Genomic DNA, 23659 nt, shown 5'->3' with positions numbered 1-23659 from the left:
TGAATGGAAATCTCGGATGACCGCCTGATCTCGCCCTCGCCGGCGGCGGAGGATTTTGACAGCGATTTCACGCTGCGCCCCCGCACGCTGGAGGAATATGTGGGCCAGGAGAAGATCAAAGGCAATCTGCGGGTCTATCTGGAGGCCGCAAAGCGCCGCGGCGAGCCGCTGGACCATCTGCTGCTCTACGGCCCCCCCGGCCTTGGCAAAACCACGCTGGCCTGCATCGTGGCCCATGAGATGGGCGTGCAGATCCGCACCACCTCCGGCCCGGCCATTGAAAAGCCCGGCGACCTGGCGGCCCTGCTGACCAACCTGCAGGAGGGGGACGTGCTTTTTATCGATGAGATCCATCGCCTCTCGCGTCAGGTAGAGGAGGTGCTTTATCCGGCGCTGGAGGACTACGCGCTGGACATCATGATCGGCAAGGGCCCGTCGGCCCAGTCCATCCGCATCAACCTGCCGCGCTTTACCCTGATCGGGGCCACCACCCGCGCAGGGCAGCTCACCAGCCCGCTGCGTGACCGGTTTGGCGTACTGCTCAAGCTGGAGCTCTACTCGCCGGACGAGCTGGCAAGGATCGTGCGCCGCTCGGCCGGGCTGCTGAACGTGCCCTGTGACGACGCGGGCGCGGGCGAGCTGGCCAAATGCAGCCGGGGCACCCCGCGCGTGGCGAACCGCCTGCTCAAGCGGGTGCGCGATTTTGCAGAGGTGATGGGGGACGGCGTCATCACCCGGGACACCGCAAAGGTGGCCCTCAAGCGCATGGATATCGACGAGCTGGGCCTGGACGAGCTGGACCGCAGCCTGCTGCGCGCGGTGATCGAGCTGTACGGCGGCGGCCCGGTGGGGCTGGACACGCTGGCCGCAGCCCTGGGCGAGGAGGCGGTGACGCTGGAGGACGTCTGCGAGCCCTACCTGATGCAGATGGGCTTTTTGGCCCGCACTCCGCGCGGCCGCTGCGTCACCGACGCGGCCTACCGCCATCTGGGCATGCAGCCCCCCGCCCGCGCCGGGCAGGGGATGGACGCCGGCGGCCCGCGCCAGCAGAGCTTTGACGACCTGGGCGCAGAAGGACCGTAAAAAACAGGGCAGTACGGGCGGCGCGCACATCACCGCGCGGCCCGCACATAAAATAAATGGAAAGACCCTTTTGGGGACGCGCGGCGCCTGCCGCCGCCGCAGAAAGGGGCTGCAACCGGCCAAAAGCCGGCATCCGGGGCGACCGCCCCATGATTCAGGAGGAAGATTATGGCAAGACTGTTTGGAACCGACGGCGTCCGCGGTATCGCGGGCGAGGACCTCACCCCCGGCTTGGCGATGCTCATCGGCCGCGGCGCGGCGACCGTGCTCACCGCACAGACCAGCCCCCGGCCGCGCATCCTCATCGGCAAGGACACCCGCATCTCCGGCGATATGCTGGAGGCAGCCCTCTCCGCCGGCCTGTGCAGCGTGGGCGCGGATGTGGAGCTGCTGGGCGTGATCCCCACCCCGGCCGTGGCCTATCTGGTGCGCAAATACGGGGCGGACGCGGGCATCGTGATCTCAGCCAGCCATAACCCCATGGAGTTCAACGGCATCAAGATCTTCAACGGCGACGGCTATAAACTGCCCGACGAGGTGGAAGACGAGATCGAGCATCTGGTGCGCAACAAGGCGGAGGTCAAGCTGGCGACCGGCGCGGGGGTGGGCAGGGTCACCCGCCGCGAGAATGCGGTGGAGGATTATGTGGAGTATCTGGCCGGTTGCCTAAAGGCGAACCTTTCCGGCCTGCGGGTGGCCATCGACTGCGCCAACGGCGCGGCGGCGGCCCCGGCGCAGCTGCTGTTCACGCGTCTTGGCGCCGAGTGCCATTTTATCGGCGTGGAGCCGGACGGCGTAAATATCAACGAGGGCTGCGGCTCTACCCACATCGCCAATCTGGCAAGCTATGTGGTGGAGCACGGGCTTGACTGCGGGGTCGCCTTTGACGGCGATGCGGACCGCTGCCTGGCGGTGGACGAAAAGGGCGCTGAGATCGACGGCGACAAGATCATCGCCGTGCTGGCAAAACACATGCGGGAACAGGGCGCGCTGCCGGCAGACACCGCGGTGGTCACCGTCATGTCCAACCTGGGCTTCATGCAGTATATGCGGGAGGTGCTGGGCCTTAAGATCGCCACCACCGCGGTGGGCGACCGCTATGTGCTGGAGGAGATGCGCGCCCGGGGCTATGCCATCGGCGGCGAGCAGAGCGGGCACGTCATTTTGCTGCAGCATTCCACCACCGGCGACGGCGAGCTGACGGCGGGGACGCTGCTGAACATCCTGGCGGCTTCGGGCGGCAGAATGAGCGGCCTCACCGGCGTGTATGAAAAGTTCCCGCAGGTGATCCTCAACGTGAACGCCACCCCGGAGGAAAAAGCCCGGTTCAAAGAGGACGAATACATCGCGGGCTTTATCGAGAGCCAGCAGCAGGGTCTGATGGGCCAGGGGCGGGTGCTGGTGCGCGTCTCCGGCACCGAGCCCTATATCCGCGTCATGGTGGAGGGCCGGGACCAGGAGGCCATCGCCCAGGCCGCGCAGCTGATCGTGGACATGATCGAAAAGAGAAAATAAAGCCGCTTTGAGGCGCCGAGGGCGGCCGCAGGCGAAAGAAAGGGAGGGCCGCGCATGCGCCTTGCCGGAAACTGGAAAGAATACGAACTGCTGGACGCCACCGGCGGCAACCGGCTGGAACGCTGGGGCAAGACCATCCTTGTCCGGCCGGACCCGCAGGTGGTCTGGCGCTTTGAGGAGGCCAGTCCCCTGTGGCAGCGGGCGGACGCGGTCTATCACCGCAGCGCCAGCGGCGGCGGCCGCTGGGAGAAGCGCGGCCGTTTTGCCGACGAATGGACCATCGGCTATGACGGGCTGAAACTGAAGGTGTCGCCCACCGGCTTTAAGCACACCGGCATCTTTCCCGAGCAGGGGGTCAACTGGGACGCCTACCGCAGCATGATCAGGGCGGCGGGTCGGCCGATACGGGTGCTGAACCTGTTCGGGTACACGGGCGGGGCGACGCTGGCCTGCGCGGCCGCGGGGGCCAGCGTCTGCCATGTGGACGCCTCCAAGGGCATGGTGGCCTGGGCGCGTGAAAACGCCGCCCTTTCCGGCCTGGCGGAGCGCCCCATCCGCTGGATCGTGGACGACTGCGGCAAATTCGTACAGCGGGAGGCCCGCAGGGGCAGCCGCTACGACGCGGTCATCATGGACCCGCCCAGCTACGGGCGCGGCCCCTCCGGCGAGGTGTGGAAGCTGGAGGACAGCATCTTTGAACTGGTGACCGCCTGCGGCGCCATCCTGAGCGACACGCCGCTCTTTTTTGCAGTGAACAGCTACACCACCGGCCTTTCTCCGGCGGTGATGGAGTACATGGTGCGCCGGCTGCTCTGCCCGCGCTACGGCGGGCACACCGCCAGCGACGAGATCGGCCTGCCGGTCACCTCAGGCGGGGCCCTGCCGGCGGGCGCCACCAGCTTTTGGCTGGCGGACGGCGCGGCACAGTGACCGCACCGCTGCGGATATCATTTTTTAGAGCAGCCGCGCAGCTGTCCCCCCCCCCGCACGGACAGTACAGACAGTCACGAAGATGTAAAGCTGCGGGAAAACGGCAAGCGGGAAAGAACACTCAGGAGAACGGCGCAGCCGTTCCCGCATGGGCGGTCACAAGAACATAAGGTGGCGGGAAAACGGCAAGCGGGAAAGAGCGCTCAGGAGAACGGCGCAGCTGTCCTCGCATGGACAGTCACAAAAACATAAGGTTGCGGGTAAGCGGCAAGTGGGAAAGAACACTCAGGAGAACGGCGCAGCCGTTCTCGCATGGACAGTCACAAAAACATAAGGTTACAGGTAAGCGGAAGAGAACACTCAGGAGAACGGCGCAGCCGTTCTCGCATGGACAGTCACAAAAACATAAGGTTACAGGAAAATCCAATACTGTCCTAAGGTCCCTGCATCGTCTTTGGGCGAGCGGGAGACAGGGAGGGAAACCGAAAAGAATGGAAAATCAGATGATCCGGGCAAAAGAGGTCGTCTTTCGCTATGCGGAGGACGGCCGGGCAGCCCTGGACGGGATCTCAATGGGGGTCCGGCGGGGCGAATTCGTGGCGGTGCTGGGGGCCAACGGCTGCGGAAAATCCACACTGGCCAAGCACTTCAACGCCATCCTGCTGCCCGAGCAGGGCGAGGTCTATGTAGAGCAGTACAACACCAGAGAAGAGGATCACCTCTACGACATCCGCCAGCGGGTGGGAATGGTGTTCCAAAACCCGGACAATCAGATCGTGGCCACCGTCGTGGAAGAGGACGTGGCCTTTGCCCTTGAAAATCTGGGCGTGCCGCCGGACGAGATGCGGGGCCGGGTGGATGAGGCCATGGAGATGGCCGGCATCTACAAGCACCGGGAAAAAGCTCCCCACAAGCTGTCCGGCGGACAAAAGCAGCGGGTCGCGATCGCGGGCGTCATCGCCATGCGGCCCGACTGTCTGGTGATGGACGAGTCCACCGCCATGCTGGACCCCATCGGCCGAGAAAAGGTGATGCGCACGGTGAAGCGCCTCAACACCGAATACGGCATCACGGTGGTCATGATCACCCATTATATGGAAGAGGCCGTGCAGGCCGACCGCGTGATCGTGATGAGCCGCGGCCGCATCGAGCTGGAGGGCACCCCCAAAGAGGTCTTTCGGGACAGCGCGCGCATCCGGGCGCTCAAGCTGGATGTGCCGCAGGCCAAGGAACTCTGCGACCTGCTGCGGGAGGCGGGCGTGGACCTGCCGCAGGACGTCATCTCGGCGGAAGAGTGCGCAAAAGCGCTGGCAGCGCTGCTGGCCGGCACTGCTCAGGCGAAAAAATAAGCCGGCGCGGCGGGGCAGGGGCTCCGCATCCCGGCAACACAGGGCGGGCTGCCAGCCGCACGGCGGCGGACCTTTGCCCGGAACAGGTGGTAACATGGCATCAGTGATCAAGGTCGAACATCTGACCTATATTTACGGCGAGGGCATGCCCGACGCCACGACCGCGCTGGACGACATCAGTTTTGAGATCGAAAAAGGTGAATTTTTAGGGGTGATCGGGCCGACAGGCTGCGGCAAATCGACCCTGATCACGCATTTTAACGGCCTCAACCGGCCCACGCGGGGCAAGCTTTATATCGACGGCGAGGATATCTGGGCGGACCCCAAAAAGATCCGGCAGTACCGCTTTAAAGTAGGGCTGGTGTTCCAGTATCCCGAATACCAGCTTTTTGAGGAAACCGTGCGCAAGGACATCGGGTTCGGGCCCCGCAACATGGGGCTTTCGGACGAGGAGGTCGACCAGCGGGTGGTGGAGGCGGCCCGCTTCTGCGGCCTGGACGAGGCGGTGCTGGAGCGCTCGCCCTTTGAGCTGTCAGGCGGACAGAAGCGCCGGGCGGCCATTGCGGGCGTGATCGCCATGCGCCCCGAGGTGCTGGTGCTGGACGAGCCCGCCGCCGGGCTGGACCCGGAGGGGCGGGAGATGATCCTCAGCCAGGTCAAGCGGTATCACCGGGAGACCGGCACGACGGTGGTCCTGGTCAGCCATTCGATGGAGGATATCGCCAAATACGCCGACCGCGTACTGGTACTGCAGGCGGGGAAGGTGGCCATGCTGGACACCACCGCAAATATTTTTGCCCGCGCCGAGGAGCTGGTGAGCTATGGCCTCTCGGTACCCGAGGTGACCAAGATCTTTCTGCAGCTGCGGGAGATGGGCCTTGAGATCCCCGTCGACGTCTATACCGTCAAATATGCGCGGGATACTATTTTGAACGCACTGGCACGGCAAGGGGGTGGGGACCGTGCTTAGGGACATCACCATCGGACAGCATTTCCCGGGCAATTCGGTCATCCACCGCATGGACCCCCGGGCAAAACTGCTGCTGACCGTGGCCTATATCGTCATTTTGTTCGTGGGCTCCAACCCCATCGGTTTGGCGCTGTCCGCACTGTTTTTGATCCTGGCCTATGGGGTGGCGAAGATCCCCCTCAAGCTGATCGGCAAAAGCCTGCGCCCCATCCTGCCCATCATTCTGTTCACGGCGGTCCTCAACCTGTTTTTTGTGCCCGGCGACCCCATCTTCACCTGGTGGGTGATCACGGTCACCTGGCAGGGCCTGTACAATGTGCTGGTGCTTTCGGTGCGCATCGTCTGCCTGATCGCAGGCACCAGCCTGCTGACCTACACCACCAGCCCGATCGTGCTCACCGACGCGCTGGAACGGCTGCTCAAGCCCTTTGCGCGCCTGCATCTGCCGGTGCACGAACTGGCCATGATGATGACCATCGCTCTGCGCTTTATCCCCACCCTGATCGAGGAGACCGATAAGATCATGAGCGCGCAGAAAGCGCGCGGCGCCGAGCTGGACACCGGCAAACTCACCGACCGCATCCGGGCACTGATCCCGGTGCTGATCCCCCTGTTCATCTCCGCTTTCCGCCGCGCCGACGAGCTGGCCATGGCGATGGAGTGCCGGTGTTATCACGGCGGGGAAGGGCGTACCCGGCTGCGGCAGCTGCATCTGGGGGGCATGGATCTTGTCCTGGTGGCGGTCTGCGCCGCGGTATTCACGCTGATCGGCTGCTCGGGCATGCTCTGGGGGCTGATGGGGCTATGAAGCGGCATCTGGCTTTGTTTTTGGCCTATCAGGGGACGGCGTATCACGGCTTTCAGGTACAGAAAAACGCCCTCACAGTGGCCCGGGTGCTGCAGGACGCCATCGCCGCCGCGCTGGGCAGCCGTGAGGAGATCAAAGGCTGCTCCCGCACCGACGCGGGCGTGCACGCGCTGGCCTATTGCGTGAGCTTTTTTACCGCCAGCGGGATTCCCTGTGAAAAACTTCCCCTGGCGCTCAACGCCCACCTGCCGGCGGATATCCGCGTCTTTTCCGCGCGGGAGGTGGAGCCCGACTTTCACGCCCGGTACAGCTGTACCGGCAAGGCTTACCTTTACCGGGTGCGCAACGCGCCCGCCGCCTCGCCTTTCAGCTACCAGCTGGCCTGGCGCGTCTGGCCGAAGCTGGAACTGCAGCCCATGCGCCGGGCTGCGGCCCTGCTGTGCGGGCAGCACGATTTCGCCAGCTTTATGGCAGCGGGCAGCACCATCGAGGCGGAGGGGGGCAGCACGGTGCGCACCGTGCGCTCGTTTGAGGTGGAGCAAAAAGGGGACGAGCTTCGTTTTATGATCGAGGCCGACGGATACCTTTATCATATGGTGCGCATTTTGGTGGGGACCCTGGTGGAAGCCGGCGCTGGCCGGCGCGATCCGGACGGGGTGCCCGCCATTCTTGCAGCCCGCGACCGGGCGGCGGCAGGGCAGACCGCGCCCGCAAAGGGGCTTGCTCTGGCAAAGGTCTTTTATGATGAATTCACATTGGACGGCGGAGGAGAACTATGGGCTTAGGGCCGAAAAGGGAAAAAAAGGGAAAGCGTCTGTCCAGTGCGGAAGCCTTTCGCCGCGCCGCCCTGGAGCACGGCGGGCAGCCGCCGGAGGAGGCCCCGGAGGAGGTCCGCTGGGACGAGCCGAGCGGCGCGGCTAGCGCGCACCGGCAGGAGCTTCCCGCGGAAAAGGACAGACGGCGCGGCAAACCCAAAAAAGAGAAAAAACAGCCCCAGAGCGATATGCCGCGCATCGAGCAGATCCGCCGCCGCAAGCACGAGCGCAGGCTGCGCCGGGGCGCGCTGGCGCTGGCCGTGCTGGTGGCGTTCTTTTTATATCTGGGCGGCGTGTTTTCCGCCTCGGTCAACCTGTTCGGTGACCTGCTGGACTCAGCCCGCATCGCCCTGACGCCCGGCGCCGGCTGGCCGGCGGGGATGGAGGTAGAGGGGCTGCTCTACGCCGAGCCGCTCAGCGGGGGCCTGGCCCTCTGCGGCAAATCGGAGCTGGCGCTCTACTCCTCTACGGCGCGGCAGCTGCGCAGCGTGCAGCACGGCTACGCCGAGCCCGCGCTGGCGGTGGGCAACGCCCGGGTCTGCGTTTATAACCGCAGCGGCAAAGAGCTGCGGGTGGAATCGCGCAGCCGCACCCTTACCACCAAAACCACTGAATACCCCATCCTCACCGTGGGCATGGCGCCGGGCGGCACCATGGCGGTGGCTACCCGGTCGGAGCGGTATCTGGCCGAGATCACGGTCTATGACCCCAACTTTGAAGAGGTCTATTACGCCTATCTGGCTGAGTATTACCCGCTTTCCATCGCCATTTCCTCCGACAACCGGCATATGGCGGTGAGCTGCATGAAAGTGGAGAACGGGGTGTTCGGCACCCAGCTCCAGTTCTACGACATGTCAAAAAGCGCACAGGAGGCCCGGGTGACGGTGGACGTGCCCGACAGCGTGCCCCTGCAACTGCATTACACCTCCGACGGGGCGCTGGCAGTGGTCTTCGACGGCTTTGCCGCCGTATACGACCCCGCCACCGGGCAGCAGACCGGCCGCTATGATTACGGCGGCAGCTCTCTGCTGACCGCGGATTTTCACGGACGCAACACGCTGCTGGTGTTTGGCGAGGCCGGCCGCGCCGCGGCGGGCAGCTGTGTGCTGCTGGGCGAGACGATGCAGGTGCTGGCCGCCGTAACGCCGGGGATCGACGTGCGGGACGCGGCTTTGGACGCCGAGCATTTTTATCTGCTGGGCGCCAAAACGGCGGTGGGGTATGATCTCACCGGCGCCGAGGTCTGCCGGGAGGTCTTGCCGGCGGAGGGGATGCGCATGGTCTGCGGCAAAGCGCCGCTGGCGGTCACGGCCAAAGAAATTTTACAATTAACACCTTTGAAGAATAAATAAGTTATGCTATAATACCTATTTATCATAGACAAAAACGGCCGCACAGCCGCAGGGGGGGAGAAAGAACCGCCCGCGGCGCGGCCGTTGCCCTCAACGGGGCGGGAGGTTCCGGTTTATGACGATCACATCCGCGCTCATTCTCGACCTGGCGCTGCTGGCCCTGGTCATCGTCACGGTGATCGTGGCCGCCAACCGCGGCTTTCTTGCCACGATCCTGAAGCTGTGCGGCACCGCGCTGGCGCTGGCGGCTTCCTGGCTGGCGGCAAGCCGCCTGTCTGCAGCGGTGTTCGAAAATTTTTTCAAGAACGGCATGATCGATAAGACCTCGCAGATGATCAGCGAGGGCGGGCAGATCTCGATCCAGGCGGTGGTGGATAAACTGGCGGCTTTTTTGCCGGACAGCCTGGTGCAGAGCCTGTTGGGCGGCACCGAGCAGCTGCAGGGCCTGCTGGACTCCGGCGCGCCCGGGGTCGCTTCACAGGTGGTGGATCAGGTGATCGCGCCGCTTTTTCTGCCGATCATCTCGGTGGTGGTGTTTTTTGTCACCTTCGCCATCACCAGCGTGCTGATCAATTTCCTCGTCTCAGCGCTGGCCAACGTCAACCGGGTGCCCCTTATGGGCGGGCTGAACCGCACGCTCGGCGCTGCGGCGGGGCTGGTGCTGTGGGTCGTCTATGTACTGCTGCTGCTCTGCGCGGTGTGGGCCGTGGTGGTCATCACCAGCGACGGGCTGCCGTATTTTAATACGGCGACCCTGCAGGACAGCCTGTTTTACCAGTTCTTTTCCAGATATAACCCCTTTGTCTAGGGGGCTGCCCCGGCAGGGGCGGTAATTATTTCCGCGCGTGCGGCGCGGGGGCGGGGGCAGAGTAAGAAAAGCTGTCCTCACATCGAAGAACAGAGGCTTTGCGCGCTTGATGCGCACGTGTGCGGCGGACGAAATGCGCCGCAAGAGAAGGAGTGATAACTTATGGCACAGATGCTGTGCGTCCGCTGCAAAAAGCGGCCGGCTGTCGTCTTTGTCCAGCGCATGGACGGCGGCGAGACCAAAACCGACGGTTATTGCCTGACCTGCGCCAAAGAGCTGGGCATCAAGCCGGTGGACGATTTGATGAAGCAGTTCGGCATTTCGGATCAGGATCTTGAAAATATGGAGGACCGCTTCTCCGCCTTTATGCAGAACGGCGGCGCCGAGGCCATGGAGGGCCTGATGGAGAGCGGCTCTGAGGACGGGGACGAGTCCGGCGACGGGGAAGAGGACGATTTTACCCCCGGCGGCAGCGCCACTTTCCCTTTCAACCTGATGGGCCGCATGGGCGGAGAGGCGCAGGACGCCGATTACCGCCCGGTGGAGGGCCAGGACGACGCGGCGGGCCGTGCAGACAAAAGAGACCCGCGCGCCCGGGAGAAAGGCAAAAAGCGCAAGTTCCTTGACACCTATTGCGAAAACCTCACCGGCAAAGCGCAGGAGGGCAGGCTGGACCAGATCATCGGCCGCGACAAGGAGATCTACCGCGCCATCCAGATCCTCTGCCGCAGACAGAAAAATAACCCCTGCCTGATCGGCGAAGCGGGCGTGGGCAAGACCGCCATCGCCGAGGGCATCGCGCTGCGCATTGCCGAGGGCAAGGTGCCCAGCCGCCTGGCGGACAAGGAGATCTATCTGCTGGACCTGACCGCCCTGGTGGCCGGCACCCAGTTCCGCGGCCAGTTCGAAAGCCGGGTCAAGGGCCTGATCGGCGAGGTCAAGGCCGCGGGCAACGTGATCCTGTTCATCGACGAGATCCACAACATCACCGGCGCGGGGGATTCCGAGGGCGCAATGAACGCCGCCAACATCCTGAAGCCCGCGCTCTCCCGCGGGGAGATCCAGGTGATCGGCGCCACCACTTTCGGCGAGTACCGCAAATACATCGAAAAAGATCAGGCGCTGGAGCGGCGTTTCCAGCCCGTGAAAGTGGAGGAGCCCTCCATCGCCGACACCGTGTCGGTGCTGATGGGGATCAAGCAGTACTACGAAAAACATCATTACGTGAAGATCAGCCCCGCTATCGTTCAGATGGAGGTCACGCTGTCCGAGCGCTATATCACCGACCGCTTTTTGCCGGATAAGGCCATCGACCTGATGGACGAGGCGGCGGCCTGCTGCAGCCTGCGCCACCCGGAGATCACCGAGTATGTGAACCTGGATAAGCGCATTGCCGAGCTGGACGCCGAGCGGCTGGCCATCGAGCAGAAAACCGGCGCGGAGCAGGCGGATTTCGAGCGGCTGGCCAACGTCAAAAGCGAGCTGCTGCGCCTGGGGGTCGAAAGGGACGCCAAAAAGGAGCTGGTGGAACAGATCGAGGTAGAGCCCGAGGACGTGTCCAAGGTCATCGAGCTTTGGACCGGCATCCCGGCGGTCAAGATCCAGCAGAGCGATTTCTTCAAGATCAACGCTCTGGAGGGGACCTTGAAAGAGAAGATCATCGGCCAGGACGAGGCGGTGGAGCTGGTGGCAAAGGCCATCAAGCGCAGCCGTGCCGGTATTGCGGGCCGCCAGCGCCCGGCCAGCTTCATCTTTGTGGGACCGACCGGCGTGGGCAAGACAGAATTGGTCAAGCAGCTGGCGACCGAACTGTTCGACACGGTGGACCCGCTGATCCGTCTGGACATGAGCGAGTTCATGGAAAAATTCGCCGTCTCGCGGCTGATCGGTTCGCCTCCGGGCTATGTGGGCTATGACGAGGCGGGCCAGCTCACCGAAAAAGTGCGCCGCCGCCCGTACAGCGTGGTGCTGTTCGACGAGATCGAAAAGGCACACCCGGACGTCATGAACATCCTGCTGCAGATCCTGGACGAGGGCAAGATCAACGACGCCCAGGGGCGCACGGTGAATTTTGAGAATACCGTCATCTGCATGACCAGCAATGCGGGCAGCAGTGAGCGGGTCGGGGAGACCGGCTTCAACAAGACGGCGGCCCAGATGAGCAAGGACAAGGCCATGAAAGCGCTGAGCGACTTTTTGCGTCCCGAGTTCATCGCGCGCGTGGACGAGGTGATCAGCTTTAATCCCCTCACAGGGGAGGACCTGCAAAAGATCGCCTCGCTGATGCTGGAGGAATACCGCAAACCGCTGCAGGATAAGGGCATTGGGCTGAGCTATACCCCGGCGGCGCTGGCGCTGCTGTGTGAAAAGGCCAGCGGAGGCAAATTCGGCGCCCGGGACCTGCGCCGGGTCATCCGCAAGGAAGTGGAAGACCCCATCGCCGAGCGGATCGTCAGCGGCGACGCGCCGCGCGAGATCCAGATCGACGCCCGGGACGGCGCGCTGCACGTGACCGGCGAACAGATCGCGGTGGCGGGCATGCCGCTTGACAGCGCGGCCCCCAAAACGGTATAATAAAAACTGTCCCCCGCAGATGGGGGACAGAGATGCAGGTGTCGTACAACGGCTAGTACAGCAGCCTTCCAAGCTGCGGACGAGGGTTCGACTCCCTTCACCTGCTCCAAAGAAAAGGCGTCCCCAAAGGGGACGCTTTTTTCATGCAGGTGAAGGGAGTCGAACAAAGCGCTCGCGCGAACGCGAGACGTGAGGCGAAGCGCGAGCGGGCCAGCGGCAGTCCGGTGGACTGCCGCGCAGCGCGTCCAAGCGGAGGCGCGCAGCGCCGAAGCGCGCCGAAGCGCGCTGAACTCCCTTTACCCGATCCAGTTCAGAAATACTCCATTTGATGGGAATCCCCGCCTCACGGCAAGGCGCCTTAGCCGAATGGGACGTTTCTTCGCTTTCGCGACAGACTTTGCTCCGCTGAGCTTCACCCTGAGGGGACAGGAGACACCCATATCGATTCTACATGATCATGGCATACCAGACAAAGGAGTAGAAAGCAGGGGTGAAAATGTTCCCCTTGTTTTTTTAATAGATGAGTCGGTATAATAGATATGATCTAAAAGTAAGGCGATTTTAGGTGGCAGTGTTGATTTCATTACGGATATGCACTTAGAGGCGCGATAGCTGGAGTGGGGAGACGTACAGTGCGAAAAAAGTTTCAATTGTTTATGGATAATGAAATTACCACAAAAGAAGAGTTGCTTTACTCTATTGCTGGCTATCTGGAACATTGCCGAACAGATGGGGTTCTTGAAGAGGGCTGGTCCCAGGTAAAAAGCGAAGCGGTTGTGAAAATTTGTCAACATTTTTATCAGCAGGTACAGGACAGTGCTTTGCCGACTCTGCATGATTGGTGGTATTACAATTATTCCCTTACATCTGCGGGCATGTGCCTGGAGTTGTGTCACTGTGATGAGATTTCCTACGATTCAAATGGCGAAAAAATGGAGCAGCAAGCGGATCAAGTTTATCTGCTGCTGCAGGTGAATTCCTCTTTGCTTTCGATAGCGCAGTTCGCACAGCATCACGGGGTGACGGTACCAACGGTACAACGTTGGCTGCGCCGGGGGAGACTCCGCTCTGCGCAGCTAATTGAGGGGGATTGGCGTATTCCGGACCTGGCTGACAGACCCGGACGTACCTTTATGCCGGTCACATATAGCTGGAACGAAGAGATCCCGGAATTGCAAACTCAGTTCGGCTTTTTAAAGGGGGTGCACCAGCTTTTACCTCTGTAAAGACTGGGGCGGGAAGAAAAATTTTCGAGTGATAACAGGAGCCCCGGGTGCAACTGACCGAATCTCTCTTTTTTTAGATGATAAGCAACGGGCGGCATTAGAGCGGGCATTGATTGGTGATCCTCGAGTTACTGTCACGGAGGACGAGGAATGTGTAATGTTCAGCCCCCCAAAAGAGGATCATCTTCGACAAAATAGTATTTATGAAAAATTGGTTCAATATCAGCGAAGCGGAGAAAAAGGGGCGTATCTGGAGTATGGTCCTGTTCTTGTGACAAAAGGACGACACAAAGGATGTATCGGATTTTTTGACGACTATGATGATGATTGGCAGGCAGTCGTATATTTCGGTGACCCTCTATTAACCAATCAGTATGATACCTTTCCAATAAAATACTTAGATAACCTGATCCCAACGATAAATCTTTTGGAACGAATAGATGAATTGAGGGGGCTGCATTTCCGCTCCGTCGGATATGCCGAAAGATATCGACAACTTCTAGAGCTGGAATATTGTGAAAATTTATTGTTTGAGAGGTATATTAAAGCTATGTATTTAAAACCAACTAATCCATGCAGAGTATTTATATCACATGCAACGGGGGACCTCGCCTTTGCCAGAGCTTTGGCCACTGATTTGTTAGAGGCAGGTTATCAGGTCTTCCTGGACGACTGGTCCATTGAACTGGGCGAAGATATTATTGCAAAAATATCGCAGGGGATTGAAGCATCTAAAGCCATGATCCCTCTTATCTCAGAAGCTTTTTTGAGTTCTGTTTTTTGCAGGGATGAATGGACGGCTTATTATATGAGTTTTGCAAAAGAACAGCCCGATTCAATTTATCCCGTTATTCTGGATGATTCACAGCCGCCGGCGCTGCTGGCGTCAAAAAAATATGCCCGTATCAGAGAGGACAGGGACTACCAACAGTTTTTAGAACCGCTGCTGCGATCGTTAAAAAGGCAAAGTTATTAATCCAGCTGGTTAGGCGGTCTTTCGGGTCCTATATATCTTGAAGATTATGTGTCGCATCGCAGTGTTCCCCACGGTTTCATTGATTCCGCAGACAGGTAAAACAAATTCTCGCCCTACAGAAACTCTCTGCCGCTTTTTTGATGGCCCAGGGTTTGCAGCGCACAGATGCCGCGGCTTCGCTGTTTTGACCCCTTGTCCTCGAACGTCGGTTGTATTAAGCAGCGCTCCCCCCCAGCGGGGTCCACGTTCCGCTGGGGTTTTGTTTTTGAAATAACCCACTTTTGAGTAAAAAAATAAAAATCAGGCCTCATTTTTTGCGGTTTCAAGCAGGATGAGAAAGATAGAATTAATTTTTTGCGCGATGTTTGCCGCGCGGCCCTCTGTTCTCTGTGATTAGGGACAGAAAGTGTCCAGCGCTTTTGGATGGCAGGGCACTGGTTTGAGCTTTTCCCTTGGGGAACGCTGAGGCTCTCGCCGTCGCTGCTGGCCTCGTTTCCACGAAACTAAGCCCTCCCGGCGAGAGAGCGGAGACAGCGGCTGCAAGAGCGGGGCGCACTTCGCTTGTTGCGCTCTGCTCGCAGGCGCGGCCCGCTCACAGCCTGCGCGTTTGGCTCCCGCCCTGTTTTTTGTGCTGAGAAAACCGCCGCTTCAGGGCACCTTTTGCTGCCGCGCGATCAAAGCCCGGATCTTGCGGTACTAGGCGCCGCGGCGGATGGGACCGCGGGTCAAAAGGGCGGCAGGACAAAAGCTGCGGGACCAATGCCTTTGCTTTTTTGGACCGGCCGCCCCGGTCGTGTCTGTGTCCGTGAAGCGGACACGTTCCGGGGGCCGGTTCAGAACTGCGCCGGAGCCGGGAACAGTCTCGGCCGCTCTTGGCAGCGGCCTTGTCCGCCCGTCCCCACAGGGAACAAGCTCTGCAGGGGATTTTCACTTCGGGTCGAAAGCGGGGGCGCAGCCCTGTTCTTCCAGCGCGTCCGCCACCACATCCCGCAGATGGACCGGGGCCAGCTGGCTGCGCGTGCAGCGCCGAGCCAACTTATGTACAAAAGCCAGTTCAACGGAAACGTCCGAGACAAAGGCAGTTTGGCGGCAGCCCTCGGGGCTGAATTCCAGACAGGCAATACCCCACGAACAGTAAGGGCCGATGTCGGGATGAAATAGGCTTTCTTTAATGGGGAGATACAGTTTCATCTGGAAATACGACCTTTCTGTAGTTTTCGATCTCCAGGTCAAAAAAGAAGACCAGCCTTAAAAACGGTTCCACCTTGACTTGAGACGTGCCTTTTTCAATGCGCTGGTATTCCCGCACAGAAATGCCGGCGGCCTCTGCGGCAGCAGCCTGTGAAAAGCCTTTTTTCAGCCGGGCGTTTACAAGGTCCCCGCCAAAATGAGAATTGAAACGGTTGAACAAAATAATCCCTCCTTGAAAAGAAGAATATTCCATTTTTTGACAAATAACGACGACATCGATGTCGCATTGTAAAATGTTCTAAATTTTGGTTTTCAAAGTTTTTCAGCTTGTGGGAAATGGATAAGGAAAAATGGCTTCTCTGGTGTTTTCTTCTGCTTATCCGGGCTGGCTTTGGGCTGAGACGCCTTTTTGTTCCACGCTTTTTGTTCCCAATATCCCCCTCTCCGTCATCTGGCTTTCAGGCAGGGGCGGGCCCACACGATTTTTTAGTAAGGCGGCCGGAGACTTTTAAACTGCCGGGCGCGCGGCCCTATTTTGCAGAGCCGACGGCGGTTATGTCCGTTTTGCAGTTTGTACTTGATCCCAGCAGCTCTGCCCTCCCGCTGCAGGTCCGACGACCGCGGCGGGACACCAGCCGCAGCGGGCGGTTTTCGGGTAGGACAGGGGGGAAAGCCACCCGTGCGGGCGCGTCAGGGGGTTCGAAATGCGTAAAGGCAAAACAGAACCGGCCTCGTTGAAAAACGGGGCCGGTTCTGGTATACTGTGTTCAATCTCTGGGGAAGAAGCGTGATGAGGATGAAGACTGCATTTGTCAACTGCACTTTGCTGGACGGCACAGAGAACATGGCGCCGCAGGCCGGGATGGCGGTCGTCGTGGAGGATGGGAAGATCGCCCTGGTGGAAAAGGCGGCGGCCTCTTATGAAGGATGCGAAGTGGTGGACCTGGGCGGCAGATACCTGATGCCCGGTCTGATCAACCTGCACCTGCATCTGGCTTCCACCGGCGCGCCGAAGAAAAAGGAGACCGACGCCGCAAAACTGGCCTCATTTTTGATGGGGAACCCCGTCACCCGTGCGCTGGCCCGCAGCGTATGCGAGAAGGCGGCAAAGACCGAACTGCTCTCGGGGGTTACGACCATCCGCACGGTGGGCGGTCTGGACGGGGTGGACTCGGCTATTCGCGACCGGGTCAAAACCGGCAAAACAGTGGGGCCGCGCATGCTGGTGGCCGATCTGGCAGTGACGGTGCCCGGCGGCCACATGGCGGGCTCTGTGGCTGCGGTGGCCCAGACGGAAGAGGAATGCCGCGCCCTGGTGCGCAGGATCGCGCAGGGCAAGCCGGATCTGATCAAGCTGATGATCACCGGGGGCGTGCTGGACGCAAAGGTCAAGGGCGAGCCGGGCGTGCTGCGCATGCCGCCGGAGCTGGTCCGGGCGGCCTGTGAGGAAGCGCACCGGCTGGGATATCCGGTGGCCGCCCATGTGGAGAGCCCCGAGGGGGTGCGGGTGGCGCTGGAAAACGGTGTGGACACCATTGAACACGGCGCGGCCCTGGATGAGGCACTGGTAGAGCTGTTCCAACAGCGCGGGGCGGCCCATGTGTGCACCATCTCCCCGGCGGTGCCCCTGGCGATGATGGACCCGCAGGTCGTGGGCAGCACAGAGCTGACACAGTATAACGGCAATGTGGTGTTTGAGGGCATCGTCTCCTGTGCAAAGACCGCTCTGGCGCACGGCATACCCGTGGGGCTGGGCACCGACGCGGGCTGCCCCTTTACCACCCATTACGATATGTGGCGCGAACTGCAGTATTTTCACAAATACGTGGGGGTGTCCCGCGCCTTTGCCCTGCATACCGCCACGCTGAAAAACGCTGAGATCCTGGGCATTGCGCAAAAGACCGGCTCGGTGGAGGCGGGCAAATCCGCCGACCTGCTCGTCACCGACGGCGACCCGCTGGCAGACCTGACCTGCCTGCGCGCGCCCTATATGGTCGTCATGGCCGGCAGGGTGTTCGCACAGCCGCGGGTAAAAAAATATCCGCTGGTAGAGCAGGAACTGGACAAATTTTTGTAAGCGCAGGTCATGGGGACGCCCGCCTTATCCGGGACAAGGCGGAACGCGCCGCTTTGTTTTGGGCTCGCCCGGCCCCTTAACTTTTGGCGGCAGAAAAGGGGCGCAGGGCGGAAAAAATTGATTTCCCCCGGTGGAAATGCTATAATTTGGCTGTGAACAGAAGCGAAAAAAGGGGGAGACAGAAATGGAACAGGAAATTTTGAAAGTCATAAAAGAGCGCCGCAGCGTACGCGCCTATAAGCCCGAGCAGATCAAGCCGCAGGAACTGGACACCGTGCTGGAGGCGGGCGTCTGGGCGCCCAGCAGCATGGGGCTGCAGTCGCCGAAGATGGTGGCGGTGCAGGACGCGGAGACCGTCCGGCTGCTTTCCAGGCTGAATGCGCGGGTACTGGGCAACGACAGTGATCCTTTCTACGGCGCGCCCACGGTGATCGTGGTGTTCTCAAACGGCGACCGCCCCACCTGCACCGAGGACGGCTCGCTGGTGATGGCGAACCTGATGCTGGCAGCAAAGGCCGTTGGGCTGGGGTCCTGCTGGATCCACCGGGCAAAGCAGGTCTTTGAGAGCGAGGAGGGCAAAGCCCTGAAAGCAAAGTGGGGCATCCCGGAGAACTACGTGGGTGTGGCCCACTGCGTGCTGGGCTATGCCGCGGAAGAACCGGCCGCGAAACCGCGCAAGGACGACGCGGTCGTGCGCGTGTAAAACGGAGCGAAACGCCGAGAAAGATCTCGGATCAATTGCCTCGGCACATTGCCGTCTGCAGGGACGGCGCGGATGGAAAAGATACTGCCGGCGGGTTGTCTGACCACAGCGCGCCGGCTTTTTATGTGCAGGAGGAAAGAAAAAGACTTTGCCTTTGCGGAAAGGGAGCAGAAAAATGGAACATACAGATGTTTTGCAGCAGTGGGACGCAGCGGCGCAAACCTACCAGAAAGTGCAGGAGCAGTCGGCATTTGCGGCGCAGAATAAAGCGCTGGTAGAGCGGCGTTTCACGGATGTGCGGGGCTGGAAAGTCCTGGATGCGGGCTGCGGTTACGGCTGGTATACCCGCTGGTTCCAGCAGCAGGGGGCTGCGGCGCGGGGCTGCGACGGCTCACAGGCCATGCTGGAGCTGGCGCGCGAAAACGCCCCAGGCTGCCAATTTGACCGCGCCGACCTGCAGGCGGCGCTGCCCTACCCGGCCGCGACGTTTGACCTGGTGTTCTGCAACCAGGTGCTGATGGATGTGGGAGACATTTCGGGGACGATGCGGGAATTCGCGCGGGTGGTAAAGCCGGGCGGCCGCATGTGGTTCTCCATCGTCCACCCGGCTTTTTTTGCCGGCAGCTGGCAGCGGGATGAAAACGGCGTCGCCGTGGCAAAACTGGTGCGGGGTTACCTCGAAGAGGGAGAGCAGGTGAACGAGTTCTGGGGGCGCTCGGTCCATTACCACCGCCCGCTCTCGTTTTACCTGAACCTCGCGGCGGAGAACGGGTTCAGCCTGACGCGGCTCACCGAACCGGAGACCTACGACCCGGCGGACAACACTTCCCATCTGCCGCTGTTCCTCTGCGCGGAGTTTTGTAAAGCAGCGCCGGCAGAGACAAAATAAAAAACGCCTCTACGAAGCGTCGATTGCATTTTTTCAACTTCCGGGGTATCCTGGAGGACGGAGGTGATCGGAATGGACCAGCAAAAGACCGGCGCGCTGATCCGCCGCCTGCGTCTGGAAAAGGGCCTCACCCAGCGCGCCCTGGCCGAAGCCGTGGGGGTGGGGGACAAGGCGGTCTCAAAATGGGAACGCGGCGCAGGCTGCCCGGACGTGGGCACTTTGGGAGCGCTGGCCGAGGCGCTGGGCACCGGTGTGAACCAGCTTTTATCCGGCTGCCTCGAAGCCAACGACACCGAGGGAGGAAATATGAAGCGTATTCAATTTTATGTGTGCCCGTCCTGCGGCAACCTGATGACTGCGACCGGGGCGGCGGAACTCTCCTGCTGCGGGCGCAAGCTGGAGCCGCTGCGGGCGCAGCCCGCAGACGAGGCGCACCGGCCCGCTGTGGAGCAGGTGGAGGATGAGGACTATATCACCTTTGCCCATGGCATGGAAAAAGAGCATTATATCGTCTTTGCGGCCCTGGTGGGGTACGACCGCGTGACCGTGGTGCGGCTGTACCCGGAGCAGGGGGCCGAACTGCGCATTCCACGGCTGCGCAGGGGGAAGCTGTACTGGTATTGCAGCAGGCACGGCCTGTTCACCAGTTGACCCACCGCGCCTTTTGCCGGCCCCGGGCCGGCGGGCGCAGGGGGAAAAAGGCGCGCTGAAACCGCCGCATAAATGCGCAGGGGAAAAGCACGGCCCAGGGCTCGGCCCGCGCGTCAGGACGCTTCCAGGGATTGCGGCCTCCGCGCTGTGGCAAAAGGGGCGGCGCAGGGGCTTTTAAGCGGTTCACTTTTTTATAGAGGCCCAGAGCGCCCGTAAACGGTATCCCGCTTTTTTAGCGCCCGGTTCCAGAAAAAATATGCGATAAAGCCGGAGGAAACATTGCTTTCCTCCGGCTTTATCGTGCTTTTGGGGGAATACCGGGCGATGTGTTCCCGCGGAGTGGCGTTGTGAGGACGCCTGCTATTTTTATTGCTGCGAAAATGACTTATCTTATCCTGATAGGTTTCGCCCCCGCCGCTGCACGGCAACCGGGCGGATGGCTGAAGAAGCAGCCTGCACTTTGCCGCCGGCTATTTTTTATTGCTCCGCTCGGACTGCTGCACTTTCCCTCGCGGTCGCTATCACGGCTATCGTCATCGTCCCGGCAATCTCCGGCGTGGTCTTTTCTTTGATCGATACTGGGCTTTTCCGCCTGGTGCTGGGCGGCGCGGCATTCCCGGCTAATGAGTTATCTTAACTGGCCCCGCTCTCGCCGCTTACGCGGCGACCGGGCGGACGGCCCCCAAAATATCTTATCTTGACCTCCACGGCCTCGCCGCTGAACCGGCACCCGGAGCAAGGCCCGAAAAACCGGCTTCCGGCCATTTTTTGCAGCTTTGCGGAGCGGGGCGGCTTTTCTCCCTCAAAACGGGAAAAGATAAGGATGAGCCCCGCGCACGGCGGGAGAAAACGGACAGAAAGACGGGATCAGAACCTGCAGAAGCGCCCCGGACGGTAAAACAGGCGGTGCTGTGCGGCCTGGAAGAAGCAGGCGGGGGGAAAATTGGGAGAGTTGAAAAAACAGTTGACATTTCAATCTGTAACTAATATAATAACAGTAACAAATGTAATCAAAATAATTACAGATAAAAGGAGAGGGATCGCATGAAATGGATCGGGCTGCTGGCGCTGGCGTTTGCCGCGCCGCTGTTGTTCGCGGGCTGCCGGGGAGCAGAAGGGGACAGATCCCGGGCGACGGCGGAGCCGGGCAACGCGTCGTCCCGGACCGAGACGGCTTACCATAAGATCAGCGCGGAAGACGCCAGGGAGATGATCGATGCAGGCGGCGTCACGATCGTGGATGTGCGCCGCGAGGACGAATACACGCAGGAGCATATCCCCGGCGCGGTGCTGGTGCCGCTGGGGACCATCGGGGACCAGCCGCCCGACGCCCTGCCGGAAAAGGACGCCGTGCTGCTGGTGTACTGCCGCAGCGGGGTGCGCAGCAGACAGGCCGCGCAAAAGCTGGAGGCTTTGGGATACCAAAACATCTACGATTTTGGCGGCATCATCGACTGGCCCTACGAGACGGAGAGCGGGACCGCAGAGTGAGAACAGAAAAAACAGAGCGCACAGACAGAAGAAAGGAGCAGGTTTTTATGGCGATCAGAAAGATCGGCACGACAGAGTTTGAACAGGAGGTCTTAGGGGCGGCGCGGCCGGTGGCGGTGGATTTTATGGCCGACTGGTGCGGTTACTGCAGACGCCTCTCCCCGGCGCTGGAACGGGCGGCGCAGAAAGTGGGGCAGGCGGCGGAGGTGGTACAGGTGGACATCGACGAGGGCGGAGAACTGGCCCGGCGGTATCGCGTGGACACCATCCCCACCCTGATCCTGTTTGCCGGGGGCAAAGAGACGGCGCGGGTGGTGAACCCGCCCTCGCAGGCGGCAGTGGAAAGCTGGCTGAGGGAAAACGGCGTTGCGTTCGGCTGAAAACAAGACCGCTGCGGCGGAAAGACGGCCCGCGCCCTGAAAAACGGGCCGGGACGCAAAATGGAAAAACAGAAGAGGTGAAAACTATGAGACTGGAAGGGAAAACAGCGATCGTCACCGGCGCATCGCGGGGCATCGGCTACGCGGTAGCGCGGGCGTTTGTACAGGAAGGGGCGCGGGTGGCGCTTTGCGGCAGCAGCGCTTCCTCAGCCGAGCGCGCGGCACAGCGGCTGCTTGCCGAGCTGCCGCAGGCGGAGATCCTGCCGCTGGGGGCGGATGTGTCGGACACGGCTGCGGTGCGCGCCATGGTGGCTGCGGTGATGCAGCGCTGGGGCAGGATCGACATACTGGTGAACAATGCGGGCATCACGTCGGCAAAACGGATCTTTGACATGACGGATGAGGAGTTCGACGCGGTGCTCGGGGTCAACCTGGGAGGCGCGTTCAAGTGCACACGGGAGGTCGCGCCGATCATGCGGGATCAGGGCGGCGGCAGCATCGTCAATACCAGTTCCATGGTGGGCACCTATGGCGGCAAGATGCAGACCGCGTATTCCTCCTCCAAATTTGCGGTCAACGGGCTGACCAAGTCCTGCGCAAAGGAGCTGGGGCCCTATCATATCAGGGTCAACGCCGTCGCCCCGGGCGTGGTGGGCACCGACATGGTGGCCCAGTCGGTGGACGAGCGGATGATGGCCGGCCTCAAAGCGCTGACCCCGCTGGGGCGGATGGCCGAGCCGGAGGAACTGGCCGGGGCCTACGTCTATCTGGCCTCAGACGAGGCGTCTTTCACCACGGGCACCATCGTGCATGTGGACGGCGGCCTTGTAATGTGAAAAGGAGAGATGAGAGATGAGCGTCAAAAAAGTCGACGTGGCGGTGCTGGGCGGCGGCCCGGGCGGATATACGGCGGCACTTTACTGCGCGCGCGCCGGTTTTTCGGTGACGGTGATCGAAAAGATGGCGCCGGGCGGCCAGATGGCGACCACCGGGCGGGTGGACAACTATCCCGGCTTTGACGAGGGGGTCGACGGCTTTGAGCTGGGTGAGCGCATGCAGCGCGGGGCGGAGCGGTTTGGGGCCGAAACGCTGTTTGCCGACGTCACAGGCGTGGAACTGGCCGGTGACACCAAGCGCATCCTGACCACCGACGGCGAACTGGAAGCGCGGGCAGTGGTGCTGTCTACGGGGGCCTCCCCGCGGGAGCTGGGCCTGCCGGAAGAGCGGGAGCTGCGCGGCCGTGGGGTCGCATACTGTGCCACCTGCGACGGCATGCTCTATAAAGACAAGACCGTGGTGGTGGCGGGCGGCGGCAACAGTGCGGCCGCCGACGCCCTGCATCTGGCAAAGCTCTGCAAAAAGGTGATCCTGGTCCACCGGCGCGATACGCTGCGCGCCTCTCAGGTCTATCTGGCGCCCCTGAGGGAGAGCGGGGTGGAATTTGTCTGGAACAGCCGCATCACCGGCATCCTCCACGGCGCGCAGGTGACCGGAGTGCGGGTGGAGGACGTAAAGACCGGCGCGGAGAGGGAGATCCCCTGCGACGGGCTGTTCGTAGCCGTGGGCCGGGTGCCCGACACCGCCCTTTTCGCAGACCAGGTAAAGCTGGAAGAACACGGCTATGTGGATGCGGACGAGACCACCCGCACCGATCTGCCCGGCGTCTTTGCGGTGGGCGATCTGCGCTCGAAGCCGCTGCGGCAGATCGTGACCGCAGCCTCGGACGGCGCGGTGGCGGCGCATTTCATTGAGGAATATCTGCTGCAGCAGGCCTGACGGTGTGGCAGGGACGCAGAAAGGGCACGGCAGCCGGCTTTGATGGCCGGCTGCCGTGCCCTTTGCTGTTTTTCCTCAGAAGCCCGCGGATAAAA

At 61.4% G+C, this 23659-nt stretch carries 23 protein-coding genes and 1 tRNA gene; 22 read left to right on the top strand and 2 right to left on the bottom strand.

All coding sequences use genetic code 11. The features are described from left to right. Positions 1-3 precede the first annotated feature (3 nt). From ruvB to H8S23_RS14170, 13 genes are all read left to right on the top strand, one after another. The gene (gene ruvB / locus H8S23_RS02940) at positions 4-1083 is read left to right on the top strand and encodes a Holliday junction branch migration DNA helicase RuvB (RefSeq protein WP_186886805.1); all 1080 of its coding nucleotides are present in this window, start codon (positions 4-6) and stop codon (positions 1081-1083) included. Positions 1084-1251: 168 nt separating this feature from the next. Then, a complete protein-coding gene (gene glmM, locus H8S23_RS02935) occupies positions 1252-2598 on the top strand; it encodes a phosphoglucosamine mutase (RefSeq protein ID WP_186886804.1) in 1347 nt (448 codons plus the stop codon). Between the two features lie 54 nt (positions 2599-2652). After that, complete coding sequence (locus H8S23_RS02930) at positions 2653-3528, top strand: class I SAM-dependent methyltransferase (RefSeq protein ID WP_186886803.1); 876 nt, start codon at positions 2653-2655, stop codon at positions 3526-3528. Positions 3529-4019: 491 nt separating this feature from the next. Continuing rightward, on the top strand, positions 4020-4877 hold the full coding sequence (locus tag H8S23_RS02925; protein WP_186886802.1) for an energy-coupling factor transporter ATPase: 858 nt from the start codon (positions 4020-4022) through the stop codon (positions 4875-4877). A 94-nt stretch (positions 4878-4971) separates the two neighbouring features. Next, complete coding sequence (locus H8S23_RS02920) at positions 4972-5847, top strand: energy-coupling factor transporter ATPase (protein ID WP_186886801.1); 876 nt, start codon at positions 4972-4974, stop codon at positions 5845-5847. Beyond that, positions 5840-6655: a CbiQ family ECF transporter T component gene (locus H8S23_RS02915; RefSeq protein ID WP_186886800.1), complete on the top strand. Its 816-nt coding sequence runs from the start codon at positions 5840-5842 to the stop codon at positions 6653-6655. Before H8S23_RS02920 ends, H8S23_RS02915 begins: the two co-directional genes overlap by 8 nt. Then, positions 6652-7440, top strand: a complete 789-nt coding sequence (truA, locus tag H8S23_RS02910; protein ID WP_186886799.1) for a tRNA pseudouridine(38-40) synthase TruA — start codon at positions 6652-6654, stop codon at positions 7438-7440. The genes H8S23_RS02915 and truA overlap by 4 nt, the downstream gene beginning before the upstream one ends. Beyond that, positions 7431-8822, top strand: a complete 1392-nt coding sequence (locus H8S23_RS02905) for a DUF5711 family protein (RefSeq protein ID WP_186886798.1) — start codon at positions 7431-7433, stop codon at positions 8820-8822. Before truA ends, H8S23_RS02905 begins: the two co-directional genes overlap by 10 nt. A 115-nt stretch (positions 8823-8937) precedes the next feature. Then, positions 8938-9630, top strand: a complete 693-nt coding sequence (locus tag H8S23_RS02900; protein WP_186886797.1) for a CvpA family protein — start codon at positions 8938-8940, stop codon at positions 9628-9630. A 171-nt stretch (positions 9631-9801) separates the two neighbouring features. Further along, complete coding sequence (locus H8S23_RS02895; RefSeq protein WP_186887227.1) at positions 9802-12204, top strand: ATP-dependent Clp protease ATP-binding subunit; 2403 nt, start codon at positions 9802-9804, stop codon at positions 12202-12204. Between the two features lie 34 nt (positions 12205-12238). Beyond that, positions 12239-12313 (top strand) — tRNA-Gly (locus H8S23_RS02890). A gap of 523 nt (positions 12314-12836) precedes the next feature. Then, positions 12837-13430, top strand: a complete 594-nt coding sequence (locus tag H8S23_RS14175) for a helix-turn-helix domain-containing protein (protein ID WP_186886796.1) — start codon at positions 12837-12839, stop codon at positions 13428-13430. Between the two features lie 28 nt (positions 13431-13458). Continuing rightward, positions 13459-14406, top strand: a complete 948-nt coding sequence (locus tag H8S23_RS14170; RefSeq protein ID WP_186886795.1) for a TIR domain-containing protein — start codon at positions 13459-13461, stop codon at positions 14404-14406. Between the two features lie 927 nt (positions 14407-15333). On the opposite strand, the gene H8S23_RS02875 is transcribed toward H8S23_RS14170, so the two are convergent. Then, the gene (locus H8S23_RS02875) at positions 15334-15597 is read right to left on the bottom strand and encodes a DUF6514 family protein (RefSeq protein ID WP_186886794.1); all 264 of its coding nucleotides are present in this window, start codon (positions 15595-15597) and stop codon (positions 15334-15336) included. Continuing rightward, positions 15575-15817 carry a helix-turn-helix domain-containing protein gene (locus H8S23_RS02870; protein ID WP_207721063.1) on the bottom strand — a complete coding sequence of 81 codons (243 nt, stop codon included), beginning with the start codon at positions 15815-15817 and terminating at the stop codon, positions 15575-15577. The genes H8S23_RS02875 and H8S23_RS02870 overlap by 23 nt, the downstream gene beginning before the upstream one ends. A gap of 570 nt (positions 15818-16387) precedes the next feature. Between H8S23_RS02870 and H8S23_RS02865 the strand changes: the two genes are divergently transcribed. From H8S23_RS02865 to trxB, 9 genes are all read left to right on the top strand, one after another. Beyond that, entirely contained in the window at positions 16388-17674 is a 1287-nt protein-coding gene (locus H8S23_RS02865; RefSeq protein WP_207721062.1) for an amidohydrolase family protein, read from the top strand. A gap of 184 nt (positions 17675-17858) precedes the next feature. Then, positions 17859-18377: a nitroreductase family protein gene (locus tag H8S23_RS02860; RefSeq protein WP_186886792.1), complete on the top strand. Its 519-nt coding sequence runs from the start codon at positions 17859-17861 to the stop codon at positions 18375-18377. A 175-nt stretch (positions 18378-18552) separates the two neighbouring features. Next, on the top strand, positions 18553-19266 hold the full coding sequence (locus H8S23_RS02855; protein ID WP_186886791.1) for a class I SAM-dependent methyltransferase: 714 nt from the start codon (positions 18553-18555) through the stop codon (positions 19264-19266). Positions 19267-19338: 72 nt separating this feature from the next. Continuing rightward, on the top strand, positions 19339-19917 hold the full coding sequence (locus tag H8S23_RS02850; RefSeq protein WP_186886790.1) for a helix-turn-helix domain-containing protein: 579 nt from the start codon (positions 19339-19341) through the stop codon (positions 19915-19917). 436 nt (positions 19918-20353) lie between these two features. Continuing rightward, positions 20354-20554 (top strand): hypothetical protein, encoded by a 201-nt coding sequence (locus H8S23_RS02845; RefSeq protein WP_186886789.1) that lies wholly within the window; start codon positions 20354-20356, stop codon positions 20552-20554. 407 nt (positions 20555-20961) lie between these two features. Continuing rightward, entirely contained in the window at positions 20962-21408 is a 447-nt protein-coding gene (locus H8S23_RS02840) for a rhodanese-like domain-containing protein (protein ID WP_186886788.1), read from the top strand. Between the two features lie 47 nt (positions 21409-21455). Further along, positions 21456-21788 (top strand): thioredoxin family protein, encoded by a 333-nt coding sequence (locus H8S23_RS02835; protein ID WP_186886787.1) that lies wholly within the window; start codon positions 21456-21458, stop codon positions 21786-21788. Between the two features lie 86 nt (positions 21789-21874). Then, positions 21875-22624 (top strand): SDR family NAD(P)-dependent oxidoreductase, encoded by a 750-nt coding sequence (locus tag H8S23_RS02830; protein ID WP_186886786.1) that lies wholly within the window; start codon positions 21875-21877, stop codon positions 22622-22624. Between the two features lie 16 nt (positions 22625-22640). Beyond that, a complete protein-coding gene (gene trxB / locus H8S23_RS02825; protein WP_186886785.1) occupies positions 22641-23564 on the top strand; it encodes a thioredoxin-disulfide reductase in 924 nt (307 codons plus the stop codon). The last annotated feature ends 95 nt before the right edge of the window (positions 23565-23659 follow it).

The sequence above is a fragment of the Anaerofilum hominis genome (assembly GCF_014287275.1).
Lineage (GTDB): Bacteria > Bacillota > Clostridia > Oscillospirales > Ruminococcaceae > Pygmaiobacter > Pygmaiobacter hominis.
Note: the sequence above shows the minus strand (reverse complement) of the source record. Positions and strands in the feature narration are given on the sequence as shown.

Bases quoted from the DNA above. Each gene is read 5' to 3' on its own strand.
- H8S23_RS02835 (WP_186886787.1), top strand. From the start codon at position 21,456: ATGGCGATCAGAAAGATCGGCACGACAGAGTTTGAACAGGAGGTCTTA.
- H8S23_RS02855 (WP_186886791.1), top strand. From the start codon at position 18,553: ATGGAACATACAGATGTTTTGCAGCAGTGGGACGCAGCGGCGCAAACC.
- H8S23_RS02895 (WP_186887227.1), top strand. From the start codon at position 9,802: ATGCTGTGCGTCCGCTGCAAAAAGCGGCCGGCTGTCGTCTTTGTCCAG.
- H8S23_RS02845 (WP_186886789.1), top strand. From the start codon at position 20,354: ATGGCTGAAGAAGCAGCCTGCACTTTGCCGCCGGCTATTTTTTATTGC.
- H8S23_RS02865 (WP_207721062.1), top strand. From the start codon at position 16,388: ATGAGGATGAAGACTGCATTTGTCAACTGCACTTTGCTGGACGGCACA.
- truA (WP_186886799.1), top strand. From the start codon at position 6,652: ATGAAGCGGCATCTGGCTTTGTTTTTGGCCTATCAGGGGACGGCGTAT.
- ruvB (WP_186886805.1), top strand. From the start codon at position 4: ATGGAAATCTCGGATGACCGCCTGATCTCGCCCTCGCCGGCGGCGGAG.
- H8S23_RS02930 (WP_186886803.1), top strand. From the start codon at position 2,653: ATGCGCCTTGCCGGAAACTGGAAAGAATACGAACTGCTGGACGCCACC.
- H8S23_RS02875 (WP_186886794.1), bottom strand. From the start codon at position 15,597: ATGAAACTGTATCTCCCCATTAAAGAAAGCCTATTTCATCCCGACATC.
- H8S23_RS02905 (WP_186886798.1), top strand. From the start codon at position 7,431: ATGGGCTTAGGGCCGAAAAGGGAAAAAAAGGGAAAGCGTCTGTCCAGT.
- H8S23_RS02860 (WP_186886792.1), top strand. From the start codon at position 17,859: ATGGAACAGGAAATTTTGAAAGTCATAAAAGAGCGCCGCAGCGTACGC.
- H8S23_RS02900 (WP_186886797.1), top strand. From the start codon at position 8,938: ATGACGATCACATCCGCGCTCATTCTCGACCTGGCGCTGCTGGCCCTG.
- H8S23_RS02840 (WP_186886788.1), top strand. From the start codon at position 20,962: ATGAAATGGATCGGGCTGCTGGCGCTGGCGTTTGCCGCGCCGCTGTTG.
- H8S23_RS02920 (WP_186886801.1), top strand. From the start codon at position 4,972: ATGGCATCAGTGATCAAGGTCGAACATCTGACCTATATTTACGGCGAG.
- H8S23_RS02850 (WP_186886790.1), top strand. From the start codon at position 19,339: ATGGACCAGCAAAAGACCGGCGCGCTGATCCGCCGCCTGCGTCTGGAA.
- H8S23_RS02925 (WP_186886802.1), top strand. From the start codon at position 4,020: ATGGAAAATCAGATGATCCGGGCAAAAGAGGTCGTCTTTCGCTATGCG.
- H8S23_RS02830 (WP_186886786.1), top strand. From the start codon at position 21,875: ATGAGACTGGAAGGGAAAACAGCGATCGTCACCGGCGCATCGCGGGGC.
- glmM (WP_186886804.1), top strand. From the start codon at position 1,252: ATGGCAAGACTGTTTGGAACCGACGGCGTCCGCGGTATCGCGGGCGAG.
- trxB (WP_186886785.1), top strand. From the start codon at position 22,641: ATGAGCGTCAAAAAAGTCGACGTGGCGGTGCTGGGCGGCGGCCCGGGC.